Genomic DNA, 14,968 nt, shown 5'->3' on the forward strand with positions numbered 1-14,968 from the left:
TATCATAATGACCATACACCTTATCGCATTCGCTTCAATACTACATAAACAAGCCTCGTTGCGTAGTTCACACGAAGCTATTTTGAGTGAGCTTGAAAAATATTATACTGTAAGGCTCATCGATTATCAAGATATGGATAAGCTGAACAGTGATGATTTCAAGATCATTTTTGTCGCTACCGGAGGAGTGGAAAGACTGGTTATCCAGCATTTCGAACGTCTGCCCCGACCTGCCATTTTGTTAGCAGACGGTATGCAGAACTCACTTGCTGCAGCACTGGAAATATCAACTTGGTTGCGAGGAAGGGGAATGAAGAGCGAAATTCTTCATGGTGAACTCCCGTCTATCGTTCAAAGGGTACATATACTTTATAACAATTTCCGGGCACAGCGTTCTTTGTTTGGTAAACGTATAGGCGTCATCGGTACTCCTTCTTCCTGGTTGGTTGCCAGTAATGTTGACTATCTTTTGGCTAAGCGCCGCTGGGGCATCGAATACATAGATATTCCACTGGAACGAGTCTATGAACATTTTCAACAAATTACAGATGAAGAAGTAGGTGCATCGTGTGCTGCCGTTGCTTCGCAAGCTCTTGCTTGTCGCGAGGGAAGTCCTGAAGATTTAATCAAGGCTATGCGATTATACCGGGCGATAAAGAAGATATGTAAAGAAGAAAAGCTGGAAGCACTGACTTTAAGTTGCTTCAAGTTGATCGAGCAGATAGACACTACCGGTTGCCTGGCATTATCCTTATTGAATGACGACGGAATAATGGCAGGATGTGAAGGAGACCTTCAATCCATCTTCACCCTTCTGGCTGTCAAAGCACTTACAACCAAAGAAGGTTTCATGGCAAATCCTTCTATGATCAATACCCGGACAAACGAACTGATATTAGCACATTGTACCGTAGGACTGCAACAAACGGAAAGATATATCATCCGTAATCATTTTGAGACGGAAAAAGGAATAGCCATACAAGGACTACTTCCCACCGGAGATGTAACGGTCATTAAATGTGGTGGTGAATGTCTGGATGAATATTATCTGTCTACAGGAACACTGACCGAAAATACCAATTATATTAATATGTGCCGTACACAGGTACGTATCCGGATGAATACCCCGGCAGAATATTTCTTGAAAAATCCGTTGGGCAACCATCACATCATGATTCATGGTAACTATGAAGATACATTGAATGAGTTCTTCATGGCAAATGCCTACAAGCGGACAGAATAAACATTCTAAAAAACACTTTTAGACTCATCATAAAATAAAGCCTCTGTTGAAGACCAACAGAGGCTTTATTTATATCAAACAGAGGTTCAGTTACAACCAACCAGAGCCTCTGTTTTTAATCAGGCTATATTTTATGAAAGTTCAATAGCTACATCTTCCCACTTACCGCCATGCCACTCCACTACAGAGGAGAAACCGGCCTTCTTCAGAGCAGTCAACGCTTCCACGCGGCTGTTATTGATCCGTTCCGGATAGTGGGCATCACTGTTCACTTGTACCCGGACACCTAACTCTTTCAACAAAGAAAAATAACGTTCATTCGGGTAAAAAGTCCCCAAATCATGATAGGACTTTGTATTGATTTCAACAATATATCCATGTTCGGCAATTGTCGTAAAATATCGATGTAGCAATCTGTCATACCATAACTCATCTAATAAGCCGGGGCGATAACAGGAAGCATTGTAATGCATTTTATCCGCATGACCTACAATATCAAAGCCTCCCAAATCTAACATATGAAACAGATTGTTATAGTATGACCAAATCACGTAATCAAGATTACCTCCAAAATGCTGATCTACCAACTGCCGGAAAGTATCTGCCGGAGTATCAATATCCACTACTTTTCCTTCCGGAGAATAGAGCATATGCACGGAACCGATCCGATAATCAAGTGGCAGATTCTGAAAACTAGGCAAAGCGGGATGGCTTTCCTCATTCAAATAATCAATTTCAAGACCGATGATTAATTCTATCTTATCGGCATATTTCTCTTTCAGGCGGGAAAACTCAGCAAGATAATCATCCATCCGATCCCATTCCATTGTCCATGCGGTAGAAAATGGCAGTGGAGCGTGAGACGAAATACCATAAGAAGTAAAGCCTGCACTTATGGCAAAACGAATAAAATCTTCCATATTAGCTCGCCCGTCACAATACAGACAGTGGCTATGATAATTAGTCAGATTGGGCATAATAGGTTTTATCTGGTTATTTCGGTTTTCATATTAATCTTTATCGGCATCAACCTTCTATCTCGCTTAATTCTAACCAACGCATTGTCTTTTCGTCAATCAGTTCATTCACTTCAGGCAAACGTTTAGACTTGTCAGTCAGTTCATCTACAGAAAGAGTACCACTACAAAGCAATTCCTCAATCTGTACCTTCTCCGCTTCCAGTTGTGCTATTTCTTTTTCCAGCTGTTCGAACTCACGTTTTTCCTTGAAACTCATTTTACGTTTATCATTCAGACGAACACGGGCTGTTTTCTCTTCCTGCGGCTTCTCTGCTTCTTTTTCTTTCTGAGCTTTCGCTTCTTTCCAGTCACGATAATCACTGTAGTTACCGGGGAAGTCCCGGATATCTCCCTGACCGTTAAAGACCAACAGATGATCAACAACCTTATCCATAAAGTAGCGGTCGTGAGATACAACAATCACACAGCCTTTGAAACTCTGGAGGTATTCTTCCAAAACATTCAAGGTAATGATATCCAGATCGTTGGTAGGCTCATCCAATACCAGAAAGTTAGGATTACGCATCAAGACCGTGCACAAGTAAAGACGACGGCGCTCTCCTCCACTCAGTTTACAGACATAACTATGCTGCGTTTCCGGAGTAAACAGGAAATGTTGCAGGAATTGTGAGGCTGTCAGTTTCTTGCCATTACCCAGTTCAATTACTTCGGCAATATCCTGTACCACATCAATAACCTTCATCTGCTCGTCAAACTGAAGCCCATCCTGCGAGTAATAACCGAAACGAACTGTTTCGCCGATGTCTATTGTTCCTCCATCCGGTTTTACCAGTCCCATTAATATTTTAATGAAAGTAGATTTTCCGGTACCGTTATTTCCCACAATACCCATTTTCTCATAACGGGAGAAAATATATGAGAAATCGTCCAGAATCTTCAGATCACCGAAGCTCTTGGATAAATGATCAGCTTCAAATATCTTGCTTCCAATATAAGACGCTTTTACTTCCAGTTTCACGTTATCATTACGCTGGCGCTGTTTGGCAACTTTCTCCAATTCATAAAAAGCGTCTTCACGATAACGGGCTTTATGACCGCGTGCCTGTGGCATCCGGCGCATCCAGTCGAGTTCAGTACGATAAAGATTATTGGCGCGTTCTATTTCCACGCTTTTCGCTTCGATACGTTCCTCACGTTTCTCCAGATAATAGCTGTAATTTCCTTTATATTGATACAGTTGCTGATTGTCTATTTCAATAATCTCCGAACAAACACGGTCGAGGAAATAACGGTCATGCGTTACCATCAACAGGCTAAGGTTGGTACGGCGGAGATATTCTTCCAGCCATTCAGTCATATCCAGATCCAAATGGTTGGTAGGCTCATCCAGAATCAGCAGGTCGGGTTCGGTAATCAAGGCGTTGGCCAATGCAACACGCTTCAATTGTCCGCCGGACAGTTGCTTCACCTTCTGATCAAAATTTCTGATTTTCAGTTGAGATAGAATCTGCTTTGCTTTCTGTTCGTACTCCCATGCTTTTTCCTGATCCATGCGCGCCAAAAGATCTTCCAGTCCCGGATGTCCTTCGGTTTCCATACAACGCTCGTATTCCTTAATCAGTTCTACAGTACTGTTTCCATGATGAAAGCAAGCTTCAAGAACAGTCAGTTCTTCGGGGTACTGCGGATCCTGCTCCAGATAATCTACACGGAGATCACGGCGGAAAACGATGCTACCGCTATCATGCCCTTCTTTCCCTGAGATAATATTCAATAAAGTAGTCTTTCCACTACCATTCTTTGCTATTAATCCGACACGCTGCCCTTCGGCAATGCCAAATGATATATTTTCAAAAAGAACCAGATCTCCGAAAGACTTGGTCAGGTTGTCTACTTGTAAATAAGGTACTGCCATTTAATCCAAACACTTCTTATATTCCTCTACTACGTTGCAAGGCTCTCCTGCCTTCACTCTGCTCCATGTTAACTTCATCGGGTCGATAGTCCGGTCTTTATACCGGAGCAAAGGTGCCTCACGATTACCGTCAATCAATGTCATCCATTCCATGCCATCGATCTCATTTGCAAGGATAGCGCAAATGGTGATACCTATCGCCATCCACTCCTCTTTCTTTTTCGGTCCTATTTTGCCGGAATCAATCACTTGTTGCAGTTTCTCCAAGTCTTCTTCCACTCCCTGAAAATCTTTTTTCAGTTCCTGTTTCACCATCGACACGGTCCACTCATAACTTTCATTCACCAGATAGATTTCCGAAAGACGGATGGGAATCAATTCTGCCGGATATTTCTGATCTTCCTTACGAATCTCCAACGTAGCAATCACCTCTTCCGCTTCTTTCACCGCTCCTCCCTTGGGGACGGTAAACGAACATTCGAAAGCTATATTGTCAATGCCTGTGATCCATAAATGAGAAGTGTAATACGTGCCGTCTTCCTGAAACATCTCTTTGCTATAAGCGCAATCCAACTGTCCGATTTTCACCAATGAAGCCGAATCGTTCTCTTTCAACTCCAGCCGAATGGCTTCTTTGCCATAACCGGCATTCCCTTTAAATGCAGATATACGAAAGTTTCCCGTCCAAACATCGGGATTATAGAAAAGAAAAGAGCCTTCGCCATCTTCAAACTCATTCCAGTCCGACGGATAGTTTATAGAAAACCAAGCTCCGGGAGAGATAAATTTCTTGCCTTGCATTCTTTTTCGTTAAATGATTACTTGGCAAAAATACAAATTAAAAATGAATCTCACTTCCCTATGGGCTGTATTTTCCTCCGCACTTCTTTGGAAATCTCCAAAAACATGTAGTTCAACTTTCCGGAATGGATTCCTTCTACATTATCCTTATACTTTTTATTAGCGTATTGTTTCGATTTCTCAAAAGTCAGTAAAGACATTTCATTCTGTGATTTACCTACCATCGTAGAGTCCAGTTGTTCGTCCGGAAAGAAGTCGTCCAGGTCGACATCACCGATCATCGTCGTTTCAAGAAAATTCATATCCTTATGTGAGTTGTCGGTGTAATATCCCACAAACATATGTCCCGGAGTACGCACTAATATAGGTTCGATATTAATCGAACGAAGCAACGACGCAAACAGTACACTTCCATCCACGCAATTAATCTGCGAAGACTCCAAAGCGTCATCAAAAGTACGGACACGCTGCGAAAAGACGACATTACTGGAAAGGCTCGTGTTAGAAACAGAGCTATAACGGAATTTACGTTTCTGCAAAACATTCCAGAGGGCATATACCTGCTTGTCTACTGCTCCTTTTGCCGTACTTTGATAGCCCAGAAAGCGGTTTACAATACGAGTATTCAAGGCTTCACGCAGTAGCTGGTCGATCATCGGATTCTCTTCATTCACATAGGCCGCAAAGAAAATGCTGGTATCATAGAACTTCGTTCCATTGGCTACATATCCCAACAGGCACTCATTGACGCTACGTACTGAAAATGTACGCACCCGCTGCCCCATATCTTTTCCATTCATTTCTACTTTTACCGCCACGCTCACCGGTTCCGCCTGCACATTATTCTTCAATGCTTCATAATTCCAGATGATATCCGGATAAATGGTATATTCTGTTCTTGGTTTATTCAGTACGAATTCCGATACGGAACGTGAGAAAAACGGAGTTTCGGCAACTTCAATCCGGACCCTGCTGTAAGCTGTCCGCGACTTTACGCGGATGGCAATACATGACTTCGGATTTCCCAGATACATAGAATCGGTAGGAGTAATAACCTGAGCATCTGTGGTCGCTACCGACAAAATAGCCGACGGAAAGATATTCCCTCCCAAATCATCTACTATCTCGAAACCTGAATTAAAAGCAGAATATTTAAAGACTGATATTCCCCCAATTAAAATAAGGAGCACAATGACTGCTCCTATGATTTCGCGTCTATAGCGTTTCAGATCTATTCTTATCATTATCTATATCCTTAATATATGTATTATTACCTTATATCGCTAACAAAGATAACAAATAACAACCGTTTTTTACTTGGGTATTCAACAAAATCTTTTAAATCCCCTCTCACTTGCCACTTTCCGTCGAATGTAATATGATTGTAACATTTGTTTCATCCGCCCGTAACAAAATCTCCTCATCTTTGTCCCGGAATAAAATAAAAACTTAACTTTGTCATATCACATTAATACATATATCTTATGAACGATTACCGTATTTTAGTTGTCGACGATGAAGAAGACCTCTGTGAGATCCTGAAATTTAATCTTGAGAATGAAGGTTACGAGGTGGATACCGCTAACTCTGCCGAAGAAGCGCTGAAAATGGACATCAGCAGTTACCACCTGATTCTCCTGGACGTGATGATGGGAGAAATCTCCGGATTCAAAATGGCGAACATGCTGAAGAAGGACAAAAAGACGGCTATGGTGCCTATCATCTTCATCACGGCGAAAGACACAGAAAATGATACTGTGACCGGATTCAACCTGGGAGCAGACGACTATATCTCGAAACCCTTCTCCCTGCGTGAAGTCATCGCCCGCGTGAAAGCTGTATTGAGACGCACAGCCACAACGGAAACGGAAAAAGTGCCCGAACGACTTGTCTACCAGTCACTCGTGATTGACATCACCAAGAAAAAGGTGAGCATAGATGACGAAGAAGTACCGCTGACTAAAAAAGAATTTGAGATACTGCTTCTATTGGTACAGAACAAAGGACGTGTATTCTCACGCGAAGATATTCTTGCCCGCATCTGGAGTGATGAAGTCTACGTACTCGACCGTACCATCGACGTAAATATCACCCGCCTGCGGAAAAAGATAGGCGAATATGGCAAATGTATTGTCACCCGCCTGGGATATGGATATTGCTTTGAAGCAGAATAATAAACGATTATGAACCTACCTGTCACCCAAAAACATTTCCTTTCTTTCAGCCGGAAGCTTTTCCTTTCGGTCATTTCGTTGTTTCTGGTATTCGCCATCTGCTTTATAGCCTACCAGTATCAGCGTGAAAGAGAATATAAAATCGAGTTACTGAATACGCAGTTACAAGATTATAACAGCCGACTGTATGAACGCCTGAATAATAGCGCAGCTATCGAAGAAGTCACAAGCAAATATATTCGTGAGCATGCGCTACAAGACTTACGTGTCACACTGATCGATCTGCAGGGAAATGTGATCTATGACAGTTATAAGAATCAGAATCAGCCACTAGAGAGCCATCTCAATCGCCCGGAAGTGCAGAAAGCCCTGAAAGAGGGTAACGGATTCGATGTACGTCGTACTTCTGAAACTACCGGATTGCCTTATTTTTACTCCGCCACACGCTACGGAGATTATATGATCCGTTCGGCACTACCTTATAATGTAAGTCTGATCAATAACCTGCAAGCAGACCCGCATTACCTTTGGTTTACAGCTGCCATATCTTTGCTGCTTATCATCATCTTCTACAAATTCACGAATAAACTGGGCACTTCTATCAGCCAGTTACGCGAATTTGCCATGCGTGCCGACCGGAACGAACCGATTGAAATGGCAATGCAATCCGCTTTTCCCCACAACGAGCTGGGCGAGATTTCGCAGCACATTATCCAGATCTACAGACGTCTGCATGAAACCAAGGAAGCTCTTTACATCGAACGCGAAAAGCTGATTACCCACCTTCAGATTTCACACGAAGGACTGGGTATATTCACTAAAGATAAGAAGGAGATTCTGGTCAACAATCTCTTTACCCAATACAGTAACCTGATCTCAGACTCTAACCTGGAAACGACAGAAGAAGTTTTCGCTATCAGCGAACTGAAAGAGATCATCAACTTCATCAACAAAAACCAGCAACAACGTTCACGGGGAAAAGACGAAAAACGTATGTCTGTCACCATCAACAAGAACGGACGAAACTTTATCGTAGAATGTATCATTTTCCAAGATGCCAGTTTCGAGATATCCATCAACGACGTTACCCAGGAAGAAGAACAAGTAAGACTGAAACGCCAGCTGACACAAAATATCGCCCACGAACTGAAAACGCCGGTAAGCAGTATCCAAGGATATCTGGAAACGATTGTCAACAACGAAAACATCTCCCGCGAGAAGATGAACACTTTCCTCGAACGCTGCTATGCACAGAGCAACCGCCTCAGCCGTCTGCTACGTGACATATCCGTACTAACCCGTATGGACGAAGCCGCCAACATGATAGATATGGAACGAGTGGACATCAGCGTACTGGTAGGAAACATCATCAACGAAGTTTCACTGGAACTGGAAGAAAAGCATATCACCGTTATCGATTCACTCAAGAAAGGTATTCAGATAAAAGGTAACTACTCATTGCTCTATTCCATCTTCCGTAACCTGATGGACAATGCCATCGCCTACGCAGGATCGAATATACAAATCAACATCAACTGTTTCCGTGAAGACGAGAATTACTATTATTTCAGCTTTGCAGATACAGGGATAGGGGTATCGCCGGAACATCTGAACCGCCTCTTCGAACGCTTCTACCGGGTAGACAAAGGCCGCTCACGCAAACTTGGCGGCACAGGACTGGGATTGGCCATTGTAAAGAATGCCGTGATCATACACGGCGGCAACATCTCAGCCAAGAACAACCAAGGTGGTGGTCTGGAATTTGTTTTCACATTGGCGAAAGAGAAATAATCTCCATACTATTCTTATTCCTCCTCAATAGGATGGTCACGCGATCTGCATAAAAATCGACCATTCTTCAAAAAGGAATATTCAAATAGGCAAGAAAGCGATTTATTCATCCGTCGTACAGAGATAAACGAAAAAACGCCTCCATTCGGCAACAATCAAATCCCATTATTTACACATAATGGGATTTTCCTGTCCTAAAGAAAGAGTCTCGCCGATATTCCTTTCTTTTCATCCTCGTCACATCTTCCCGACAATCCTTTTATCACTTCCTTCCGATCATCCGACAAGCGCCAACCAGCTTGACCAAAGCTATAAATTCGGCTGCTACCACTTGCCCACCGACCTAAATTAAGTTGCCCACCGAGGAGACCAACCTTACTCACCGAGGAAACTCGCTTTACACACCGACCTAAGCCACCTTACATTGCTTGTAAAATGTGTATATTATCCCTCCTAACATGCAATACTATGCACAATCCCGTATATTATTGCATTGATTTATGCAATTCCTTCTCTGGTTGAATCATTTTCCAACGAACATTTGTGATGAATATCTTAAAAATAGCACATCATCCCCCTCCATTCTTCCCCCTAGAAGCCCTCAGAAAAAATCCTCTCGCAGCCCCATTCATCTCCCGTCTTTCCTAAAAGAAGAACAGAAAAAAAGGAGAATACTTTGATTAAAATAAAAAGGGGATTATCTTTGTCTTCCGTGTTTAGATACAAGTCCAATATAAAAACCGTGAATTATGAAAACGAATATAAATTACCTGTTAGCTTTATGTTTCCTTCTCCTATGCGCCTGCAAAAGCGGTAACGCCTCAAGTCAGAGCAAAAGTGAAACTCCACAAGATACCATCAAATCATTTACCTTGCCCACCATCCCACCCATGCTGACCGCACCGGAACAACGTGCCGACTTTCTTGTAAAGCACTATTGGGACAACGTTAACTTTGCCGACACCAATTATATCCATCACCCGGAAGTCACCGAACAAGCATGGGCAGACTATTGCGACCTGCTAAACCACGTACCACTCGAAACTGCACACGAAGCAATGCGCAAAATGATTGACCGCAGCAACGCAGATAAGAAAGTATTCGCTTACTTCACCGACCTCGCGGATAAATATCTGTACGACCCGAACTCTCCAATGCGCAATGAAGAATACTACATTCCCGTACTGGAAGCCATGATAGCCTCGCCCATACTCGACAAAACAGAAAAGATACGTCCTCAAGCCCGCCTGCAACTGGCACAGAAAAACCGTATCGGTACCAAAGCTCTGAATTTCACCTACACCCTTGCCTCCGGCGCCCAAGGCAATCTGCATCAACTGAAAGCCGATTACATCTTATTATTCATCAACAACCCCGGCTGCCATGCCTGCACCGAAACAATAGAAGGACTGAAAAACGCCCCCTTTATCAACCAACTCCTAAAAGAAAAGAAACTCATCCTCCTCTCCGTCTATCCCGACGAAGAACTCGACGAATGGAGAAAACACCTCAGCGAATTCCCCAAAGAATGGATCAACGGCTACGACAAGAAATTTGCAATAAAAGAGCAACAACTATATGACCTCAAAGCCATCCCAACCCTATACCTCCTAAACAAGGAGAAAACCGTCCTGCTCAAAGACGCCACCGCACAAGCTATAGAAGAATATTTAATGACGAACGCCCAATAAAAAACATACACGCCCAATAACACCTCCGCCACCACACCGCAAAGTCTCCCCGCCTCGTTTGTTCAGCGTTAGGCGGAGGCAGTTCTTTGAGCATTCCTTTTTCTTTCGTATCAAGATGAAAGAAAAAGAACACCTCCTTGCAGAAAACAAATAAACTCTCTATCTTTGCACCGCATTGGTTTGCGCCCCCTCACACGAGGGAAGCAATTAAAAGGGAATCAGGTGTAAATCCTGAACAGTCCCGCTGCTGTAAGTTCCAATAAAATAATGTTGTGAGCAATTCACTCTCAGCCACTGGAAAGAATAAATCCGGGAAGGCGCCCACAACAGGAATAAGTCAGAAGACCTGCCATGTAATTTCGTTTCACTGCTTTCGAGGAAAAAGCGTTGAATCTAATGAACCGGACCTTCGTCTATCATTTCATTCACCATTTTGATTCAGAGAAAGTATGCACAAACTAATAAACTCTGCCAAGTTTATTATGTATGTCCGGTCGAAGCGATTTCGCCCGGACATTTTTATGAATAAAAGAATTTAGCTAATATGGAAAGATATTTAAGTTTACATCATCTCCAACGCTATCCCATGACTTTCTACGATCAGCAGAAAGTCATGAAAGCTCCATATACGTCATGCAATCAACCATTTACTCATACAAGCAAATCCATTATATATCATGTGATATAATATTCTCTTAATCAAATAAATAAAATATGAATTTAAAACAACTGTTCAAGCCGCTTTTGTTCTTAACTGCGGCATTCGTAATTGCGTCTTGTTCTACAGACGACTGTGACCTCGACCACTTGGAAAAACTACAAGGCCTGCCTGCCTTAAAAGCCGGTACATTCCCGGAAGAAGATCTAACACTTAATGTCGGAGAGAAATATGTATACTCCCCCAAAGCAAGCAGTCCGCTGGATATATATTACCAGTGGTATCAGAATGGAGAAGACATGTCTACAGACCCTTCATTCACATTCAATGCCGAACGTCCGTCACGTTCAAAAGTTATCCTGGAACTTAGTAATGATCTGGGAAAAGTTACGTTAGAAAACAAAGTGACCGTTCGGGGAGCTGACTACTCCAAAGGATGCTTCATTATTAACGAGGGCTGGTATGGACATGGGTCAGGAAGCATTTCATACTACAACTACGACAACAACAGCATCGAGCATTGGTGCTACAAGAATCAGAACTTCGGCGATGAATTAGGAGTAACATCACAATCGGGCACTTTGTGGAATGGCAAGTTATACGTCTGCTCCAAGCAAAACAATCAGTTAGTAATCGTAGACCCTAAAACTCTATATGCAGAAAAAAGCATAGGACTATTGTTACCTAGCGGACGCCAAGCCTACGAATTTATACCAGTCAACGATCAATATGCTGTTGTAACGGCAAACGGCGACTTCTACCGCATAGATTTAAACACATTTGAAGCAATAAGAATCTCCACCGGCAGTACTTGGGGAGGTTGCGGTAGCGGAATTGTTTATCAAGATAAACTGCTGCTCAACGTAAAAGGCCAGAAGATTTATAAGATAGATATTAAAACCTTGTGCGGAGATCTATCTCAGTATGATTGGAAGAACCAATTTCCTTACGAGAATATAGATGTATCCACCTCGGGTGGTACTCGTTTTGTAGAATGTAAGGACGGCAATCTCTATACAGTCGAAAGTACTAATGGTGAGAATAATTTAGTAAAAATCAAGCCGGACTTTACTATCGAAAAAGCTCCGATACATGCGAGTTATGAGTCCTCCTCTTTCGGTGCCTACAGAGAAGCGACTTTCTGCGGAACCTCAGACGGCACATTCTACTATATCGCAGGAGGAAAAATCTACCGGGCAACGTTTGACAATCCTGCTCCTACAGAAGCGCTCACCACTTACACCAAAGACGGTTATGGATTTTATGGTGCAGGTATCCGTGTAAATCCCCAAACAAATGAATTGCTTGCAATGTATCTGACCAGCGAATATAACAAAAATCTCATAGTCCGATTCAATGCCACAACAGGAGAAAAGATTTCAGAAATAACCTACGACGGTTACTACTTCCCCGCTACCTTTATTTTTAATTAATAGCAAAACTTAGAAACAAGATGAATAAGTTATATACAACTTTATTAATAGCATGTATTGCAGTAGGATTTACTGCCTGTAATGACGACAATTGCGATGATCTGCATCTTGGCAATCTGGCAAACTATCCAAACGTATTAAAAGGGACATTCCCAACCGAAGACCAGGTGCTGGAACTAGGAGAAACATTAGAAATCACTCCGGAATTACTTAATCCCGAAGACGCTACATATTCATGGCTTCTCAATGGAAAAGAGATCTCTACCGAACAAACATTTACTTATCAGGTCGATAATCCATGTCGGGCAGATCTGACCTGTGTTATCACAAATAAGTATGGAAAAGTAGAAATGAATACAAGTTTTCGTTCCAACCATGACTTTTCCAAAGGTTTCTTTTACCTGGCTGACGGAACATTCAACTTCTACGATACGGAAAAGAAGGTTACCTACAAGGATTGCTATTCCTCTCTGAACGCCGGAAAAACTTTAGGGATGGGTAGTTATGACAATGCAAATATCAGTAATTACAATGGCAAGTTCTACGTTCTGGTAAAGACCAGTACATCGAATAAAGATCAGTTCTTTGTCGTTGATGCCAAAACGCTTTATTATGAAAATTCTGCTATAGTAGGTGCCAACCTGAACGGTCTGACCATTCTGAACGATCAATATGCTTTAGTGACAGGAGACGGTATACATCGTATTGATCTTAAATCACTTAGCAATATCAAGATCAAGGACAAGTATATGTTCAGCATCTATAACGGATTAGTATTCAACGGTAAAGTATTGTCCAATGAAACTTATAAAGATGACGCCCCAGTACAATCCTACGATGTAAACGAATTGCTTGCCGCTAAAGAAGGAGAAGAACCTACCGCCACACCATTGGATATCAATCAAAACCAGAAAACTAATTTCGTACTGGCTAAAGACGGCAATGCCTATACACTCGAAGCAACCAGTGAAGGAAATTACCTCGTGAAGATCAATAAGGATTTTACCGTAGAAAAAACATTATTGGCTTTCCAGCCGGCAAAAAGTTCTTACTCTACACCTACCATCGGTATGGTAGCATCTGAAAGTGAAAACATAATCTACATTGTATCCAATGATGGTGCTATATACAAATATGTAATAGGTGAAAACAATTCATTGAGTCAACCCTTTATTGCAGTGGACAAATTAAAATCTTCCATTACTGCCACTCCACAACTTAATCAACAAACCGGAGAGTTATACGTAGTTTATAACCAGAAATCGAAGTATACGATTACCGTTTACAATAAAGACGGCTCCTTAAACTATTCCGTAGACTGTGGTAGCAGTTCTCCTTCTCACGTATTATTTAATAACTAAACTAGCATTCGGAAATGAAAAAACATTGGTACATCTTAGCAGTAATGACAACTGTTATATTCACTTCGTGCAACAAAGACGAGGAAATCACAGAAGAAACAAATGAACTCAAAGTATTGGAATACTGCCCGGCACCGGGACAATTCATTAACGAGGGTTTCAACTGCCAGACGATGGAAGAAGCAAATGCCTATGCAGAGCAACGCTTCAAGCAGAAAAACTATGTTTCTCTCGGATCTTTTGGCGGATATATCACCGTCAAAATGCCGAAAGAGATCAAGAACCGCAAAGGATATGACTTTGGTATCATTGGCAATCCTTTTGACGGAAGCTCGGAACCCGGCATCGTATGGGTATCGGAAGATGCTAACGGTAACGGAAAAGCAGACGATGTCTGGTACGAACTTAAAGGAAGCGACAATCCGACACGGGATTACTCCGTTACCTATTTCAGACCTGACGAAATAGGAGACATTCCTTGGGAAGATAGCGAAGGAGAGAAAGGTGTCATCAAGTATCTCTCTCAATATCATGCTCAAATGTATTATCCCAACTGGATCGAAGAAGACTCTTATACACTGACCGGAAGCATGCTTGAACCACGTACCGTACTGGAAGGCGGTAAATGGAAGAACCAGTCTTTCGGCAAAGGATATGCCGACAACTGGGGAAGCGATATGGCAAAAGACGACAACGGCAATTACCGCTATAACCAGTTTGATCTGGACGATGCAATCGATTCAAACGGCAACTCCGTGAAGCTGGATCGTATCCACTTCGTGAAAGTGCAAAGTGCCATCTTGAAGAATGTAGAGTCAATCGGTGAAGTCTCTACCGAAGTATTGGGCTTCAAGGCATTCTAGAAAACAATTAGAGATCATGGATTTACTATCGCTCCTTTCTTGCAAAAGACAAATAAAC

The 14,968-nt window shown here is 42.2% G+C and carries 11 protein-coding genes and 1 riboswitch; of the genes, 7 read left to right on the forward strand and 4 right to left on the reverse strand.

Going from position 1 to position 14,968, the window contains the following annotated elements:
• The first annotated feature begins 7 nt into the window (after positions 1-7).
• Positions 8-1,243, forward strand: a complete 1,236-nt coding sequence (locus tag K6V30_RS20650; protein WP_224207196.1) for a fucose isomerase — start codon at positions 8-10, stop codon at positions 1,241-1,243.
• A gap of 131 nt (positions 1,244-1,374) precedes the next feature.
• Here the strand turns inward: K6V30_RS20650 and K6V30_RS20655 are convergent, their stop codons facing one another.
• The 4 genes from K6V30_RS20655 to K6V30_RS20670 are packed head-to-tail and all read right to left on the reverse strand — an operon-like array spanning position 1,375 to position 6,183.
• Positions 1,375-2,220 carry a histidinol-phosphatase gene (locus tag K6V30_RS20655; protein ID WP_010538730.1) on the reverse strand — a complete coding sequence of 282 codons (846 nt, stop codon included), beginning with the start codon at positions 2,218-2,220 and terminating at the stop codon, positions 1,375-1,377.
• A gap of 49 nt (positions 2,221-2,269) precedes the next feature.
• Complete coding sequence (locus K6V30_RS20660) at positions 2,270-4,138, reverse strand: ABC-F family ATP-binding cassette domain-containing protein (protein WP_055269019.1); 1,869 nt, start codon at positions 4,136-4,138, stop codon at positions 2,270-2,272.
• A complete protein-coding gene (locus K6V30_RS20665) occupies positions 4,139-4,939 on the reverse strand; it encodes a DUF3805 domain-containing protein (RefSeq protein ID WP_010538732.1) in 801 nt (266 codons plus the stop codon). It abuts the gene before it with no gap.
• 50 nt (positions 4,940-4,989) lie between these two features.
• Positions 4,990-6,183 carry a hypothetical protein gene (locus K6V30_RS20670; protein WP_010538733.1) on the reverse strand — a complete coding sequence of 398 codons (1,194 nt, stop codon included), beginning with the start codon at positions 6,181-6,183 and terminating at the stop codon, positions 4,990-4,992.
• Between the two features lie 240 nt (positions 6,184-6,423).
• On the opposite strand from K6V30_RS20670, the gene K6V30_RS20675 reads away from it, so the two are divergent.
• From K6V30_RS20675 to K6V30_RS20700, 6 genes are all read left to right on the forward strand, one after another.
• Entirely contained in the window at positions 6,424-7,113 is a 690-nt protein-coding gene (locus tag K6V30_RS20675) for a response regulator transcription factor (RefSeq protein WP_010538734.1), read from the forward strand.
• A gap of 9 nt (positions 7,114-7,122) precedes the next feature.
• On the forward strand, positions 7,123-8,904 hold the full coding sequence (locus tag K6V30_RS20680; RefSeq protein WP_010538735.1) for a sensor histidine kinase: 1,782 nt from the start codon (positions 7,123-7,125) through the stop codon (positions 8,902-8,904).
• A 749-nt stretch (positions 8,905-9,653) separates the two neighbouring features.
• Positions 9,654-10,595 carry a DUF5106 domain-containing protein gene (locus K6V30_RS20685; RefSeq protein ID WP_055269020.1) on the forward strand — a complete coding sequence of 314 codons (942 nt, stop codon included), beginning with the start codon at positions 9,654-9,656 and terminating at the stop codon, positions 10,593-10,595.
• Between the two features lie 159 nt (positions 10,596-10,754).
• Positions 10,755-10,963, forward strand: a riboswitch (cobalamin riboswitch).
• 346 nt (positions 10,964-11,309) lie between these two features.
• Positions 11,310-12,686, forward strand: coding sequence for a DUF5074 domain-containing protein (locus K6V30_RS20690; protein ID WP_055269021.1), 1,377 nt, complete (start codon positions 11,310-11,312; stop codon positions 12,684-12,686).
• Positions 12,687-12,706: 20 nt separating this feature from the next.
• Positions 12,707-14,047: a DUF5074 domain-containing protein gene (locus K6V30_RS20695; protein WP_055269022.1), complete on the forward strand. Its 1,341-nt coding sequence runs from the start codon at positions 12,707-12,709 to the stop codon at positions 14,045-14,047.
• A 14-nt stretch (positions 14,048-14,061) separates the two neighbouring features.
• Positions 14,062-14,910 carry a hypothetical protein gene (locus K6V30_RS20700; RefSeq protein ID WP_022301514.1) on the forward strand — a complete coding sequence of 283 codons (849 nt, stop codon included), beginning with the start codon at positions 14,062-14,064 and terminating at the stop codon, positions 14,908-14,910.
• Positions 14,911-14,968 lie beyond the last annotated feature (58 nt).

This window comes from Bacteroides faecis (assembly GCF_020091505.1).
Taxonomy (GTDB): domain Bacteria; phylum Bacteroidota; class Bacteroidia; order Bacteroidales; family Bacteroidaceae; genus Bacteroides; species Bacteroides faecis.

Coding starts and splice junctions, on each gene's coding strand:
- K6V30_RS20650 (WP_224207196.1), top strand. CDS start 8: ATGACCATACACCTTATCGCATTCGCTTCAATACTACATAAACAAGCC.
- K6V30_RS20655 (WP_010538730.1), bottom strand. CDS start 2,220: ATGCCCAATCTGACTAATTATCATAGCCACTGTCTGTATTGTGACGGG.
- K6V30_RS20660 (WP_055269019.1), bottom strand. CDS start 4,138: ATGGCAGTACCTTATTTACAAGTAGACAACCTGACCAAGTCTTTCGGA.
- K6V30_RS20665 (WP_010538732.1), bottom strand. CDS start 4,939: ATGCAAGGCAAGAAATTTATCTCTCCCGGAGCTTGGTTTTCTATAAAC.
- K6V30_RS20670 (WP_010538733.1), bottom strand. CDS start 6,183: ATGATAAGAATAGATCTGAAACGCTATAGACGCGAAATCATAGGAGCA.
- K6V30_RS20675 (WP_010538734.1), top strand. CDS start 6,424: ATGAACGATTACCGTATTTTAGTTGTCGACGATGAAGAAGACCTCTGT.
- K6V30_RS20680 (WP_010538735.1), top strand. CDS start 7,123: ATGAACCTACCTGTCACCCAAAAACATTTCCTTTCTTTCAGCCGGAAG.
- K6V30_RS20685 (WP_055269020.1), top strand. CDS start 9,654: ATGAAAACGAATATAAATTACCTGTTAGCTTTATGTTTCCTTCTCCTA.
- K6V30_RS20690 (WP_055269021.1), top strand. CDS start 11,310: ATGAATTTAAAACAACTGTTCAAGCCGCTTTTGTTCTTAACTGCGGCA.
- K6V30_RS20695 (WP_055269022.1), top strand. CDS start 12,707: ATGAATAAGTTATATACAACTTTATTAATAGCATGTATTGCAGTAGGA.
- K6V30_RS20700 (WP_022301514.1), top strand. CDS start 14,062: ATGAAAAAACATTGGTACATCTTAGCAGTAATGACAACTGTTATATTC.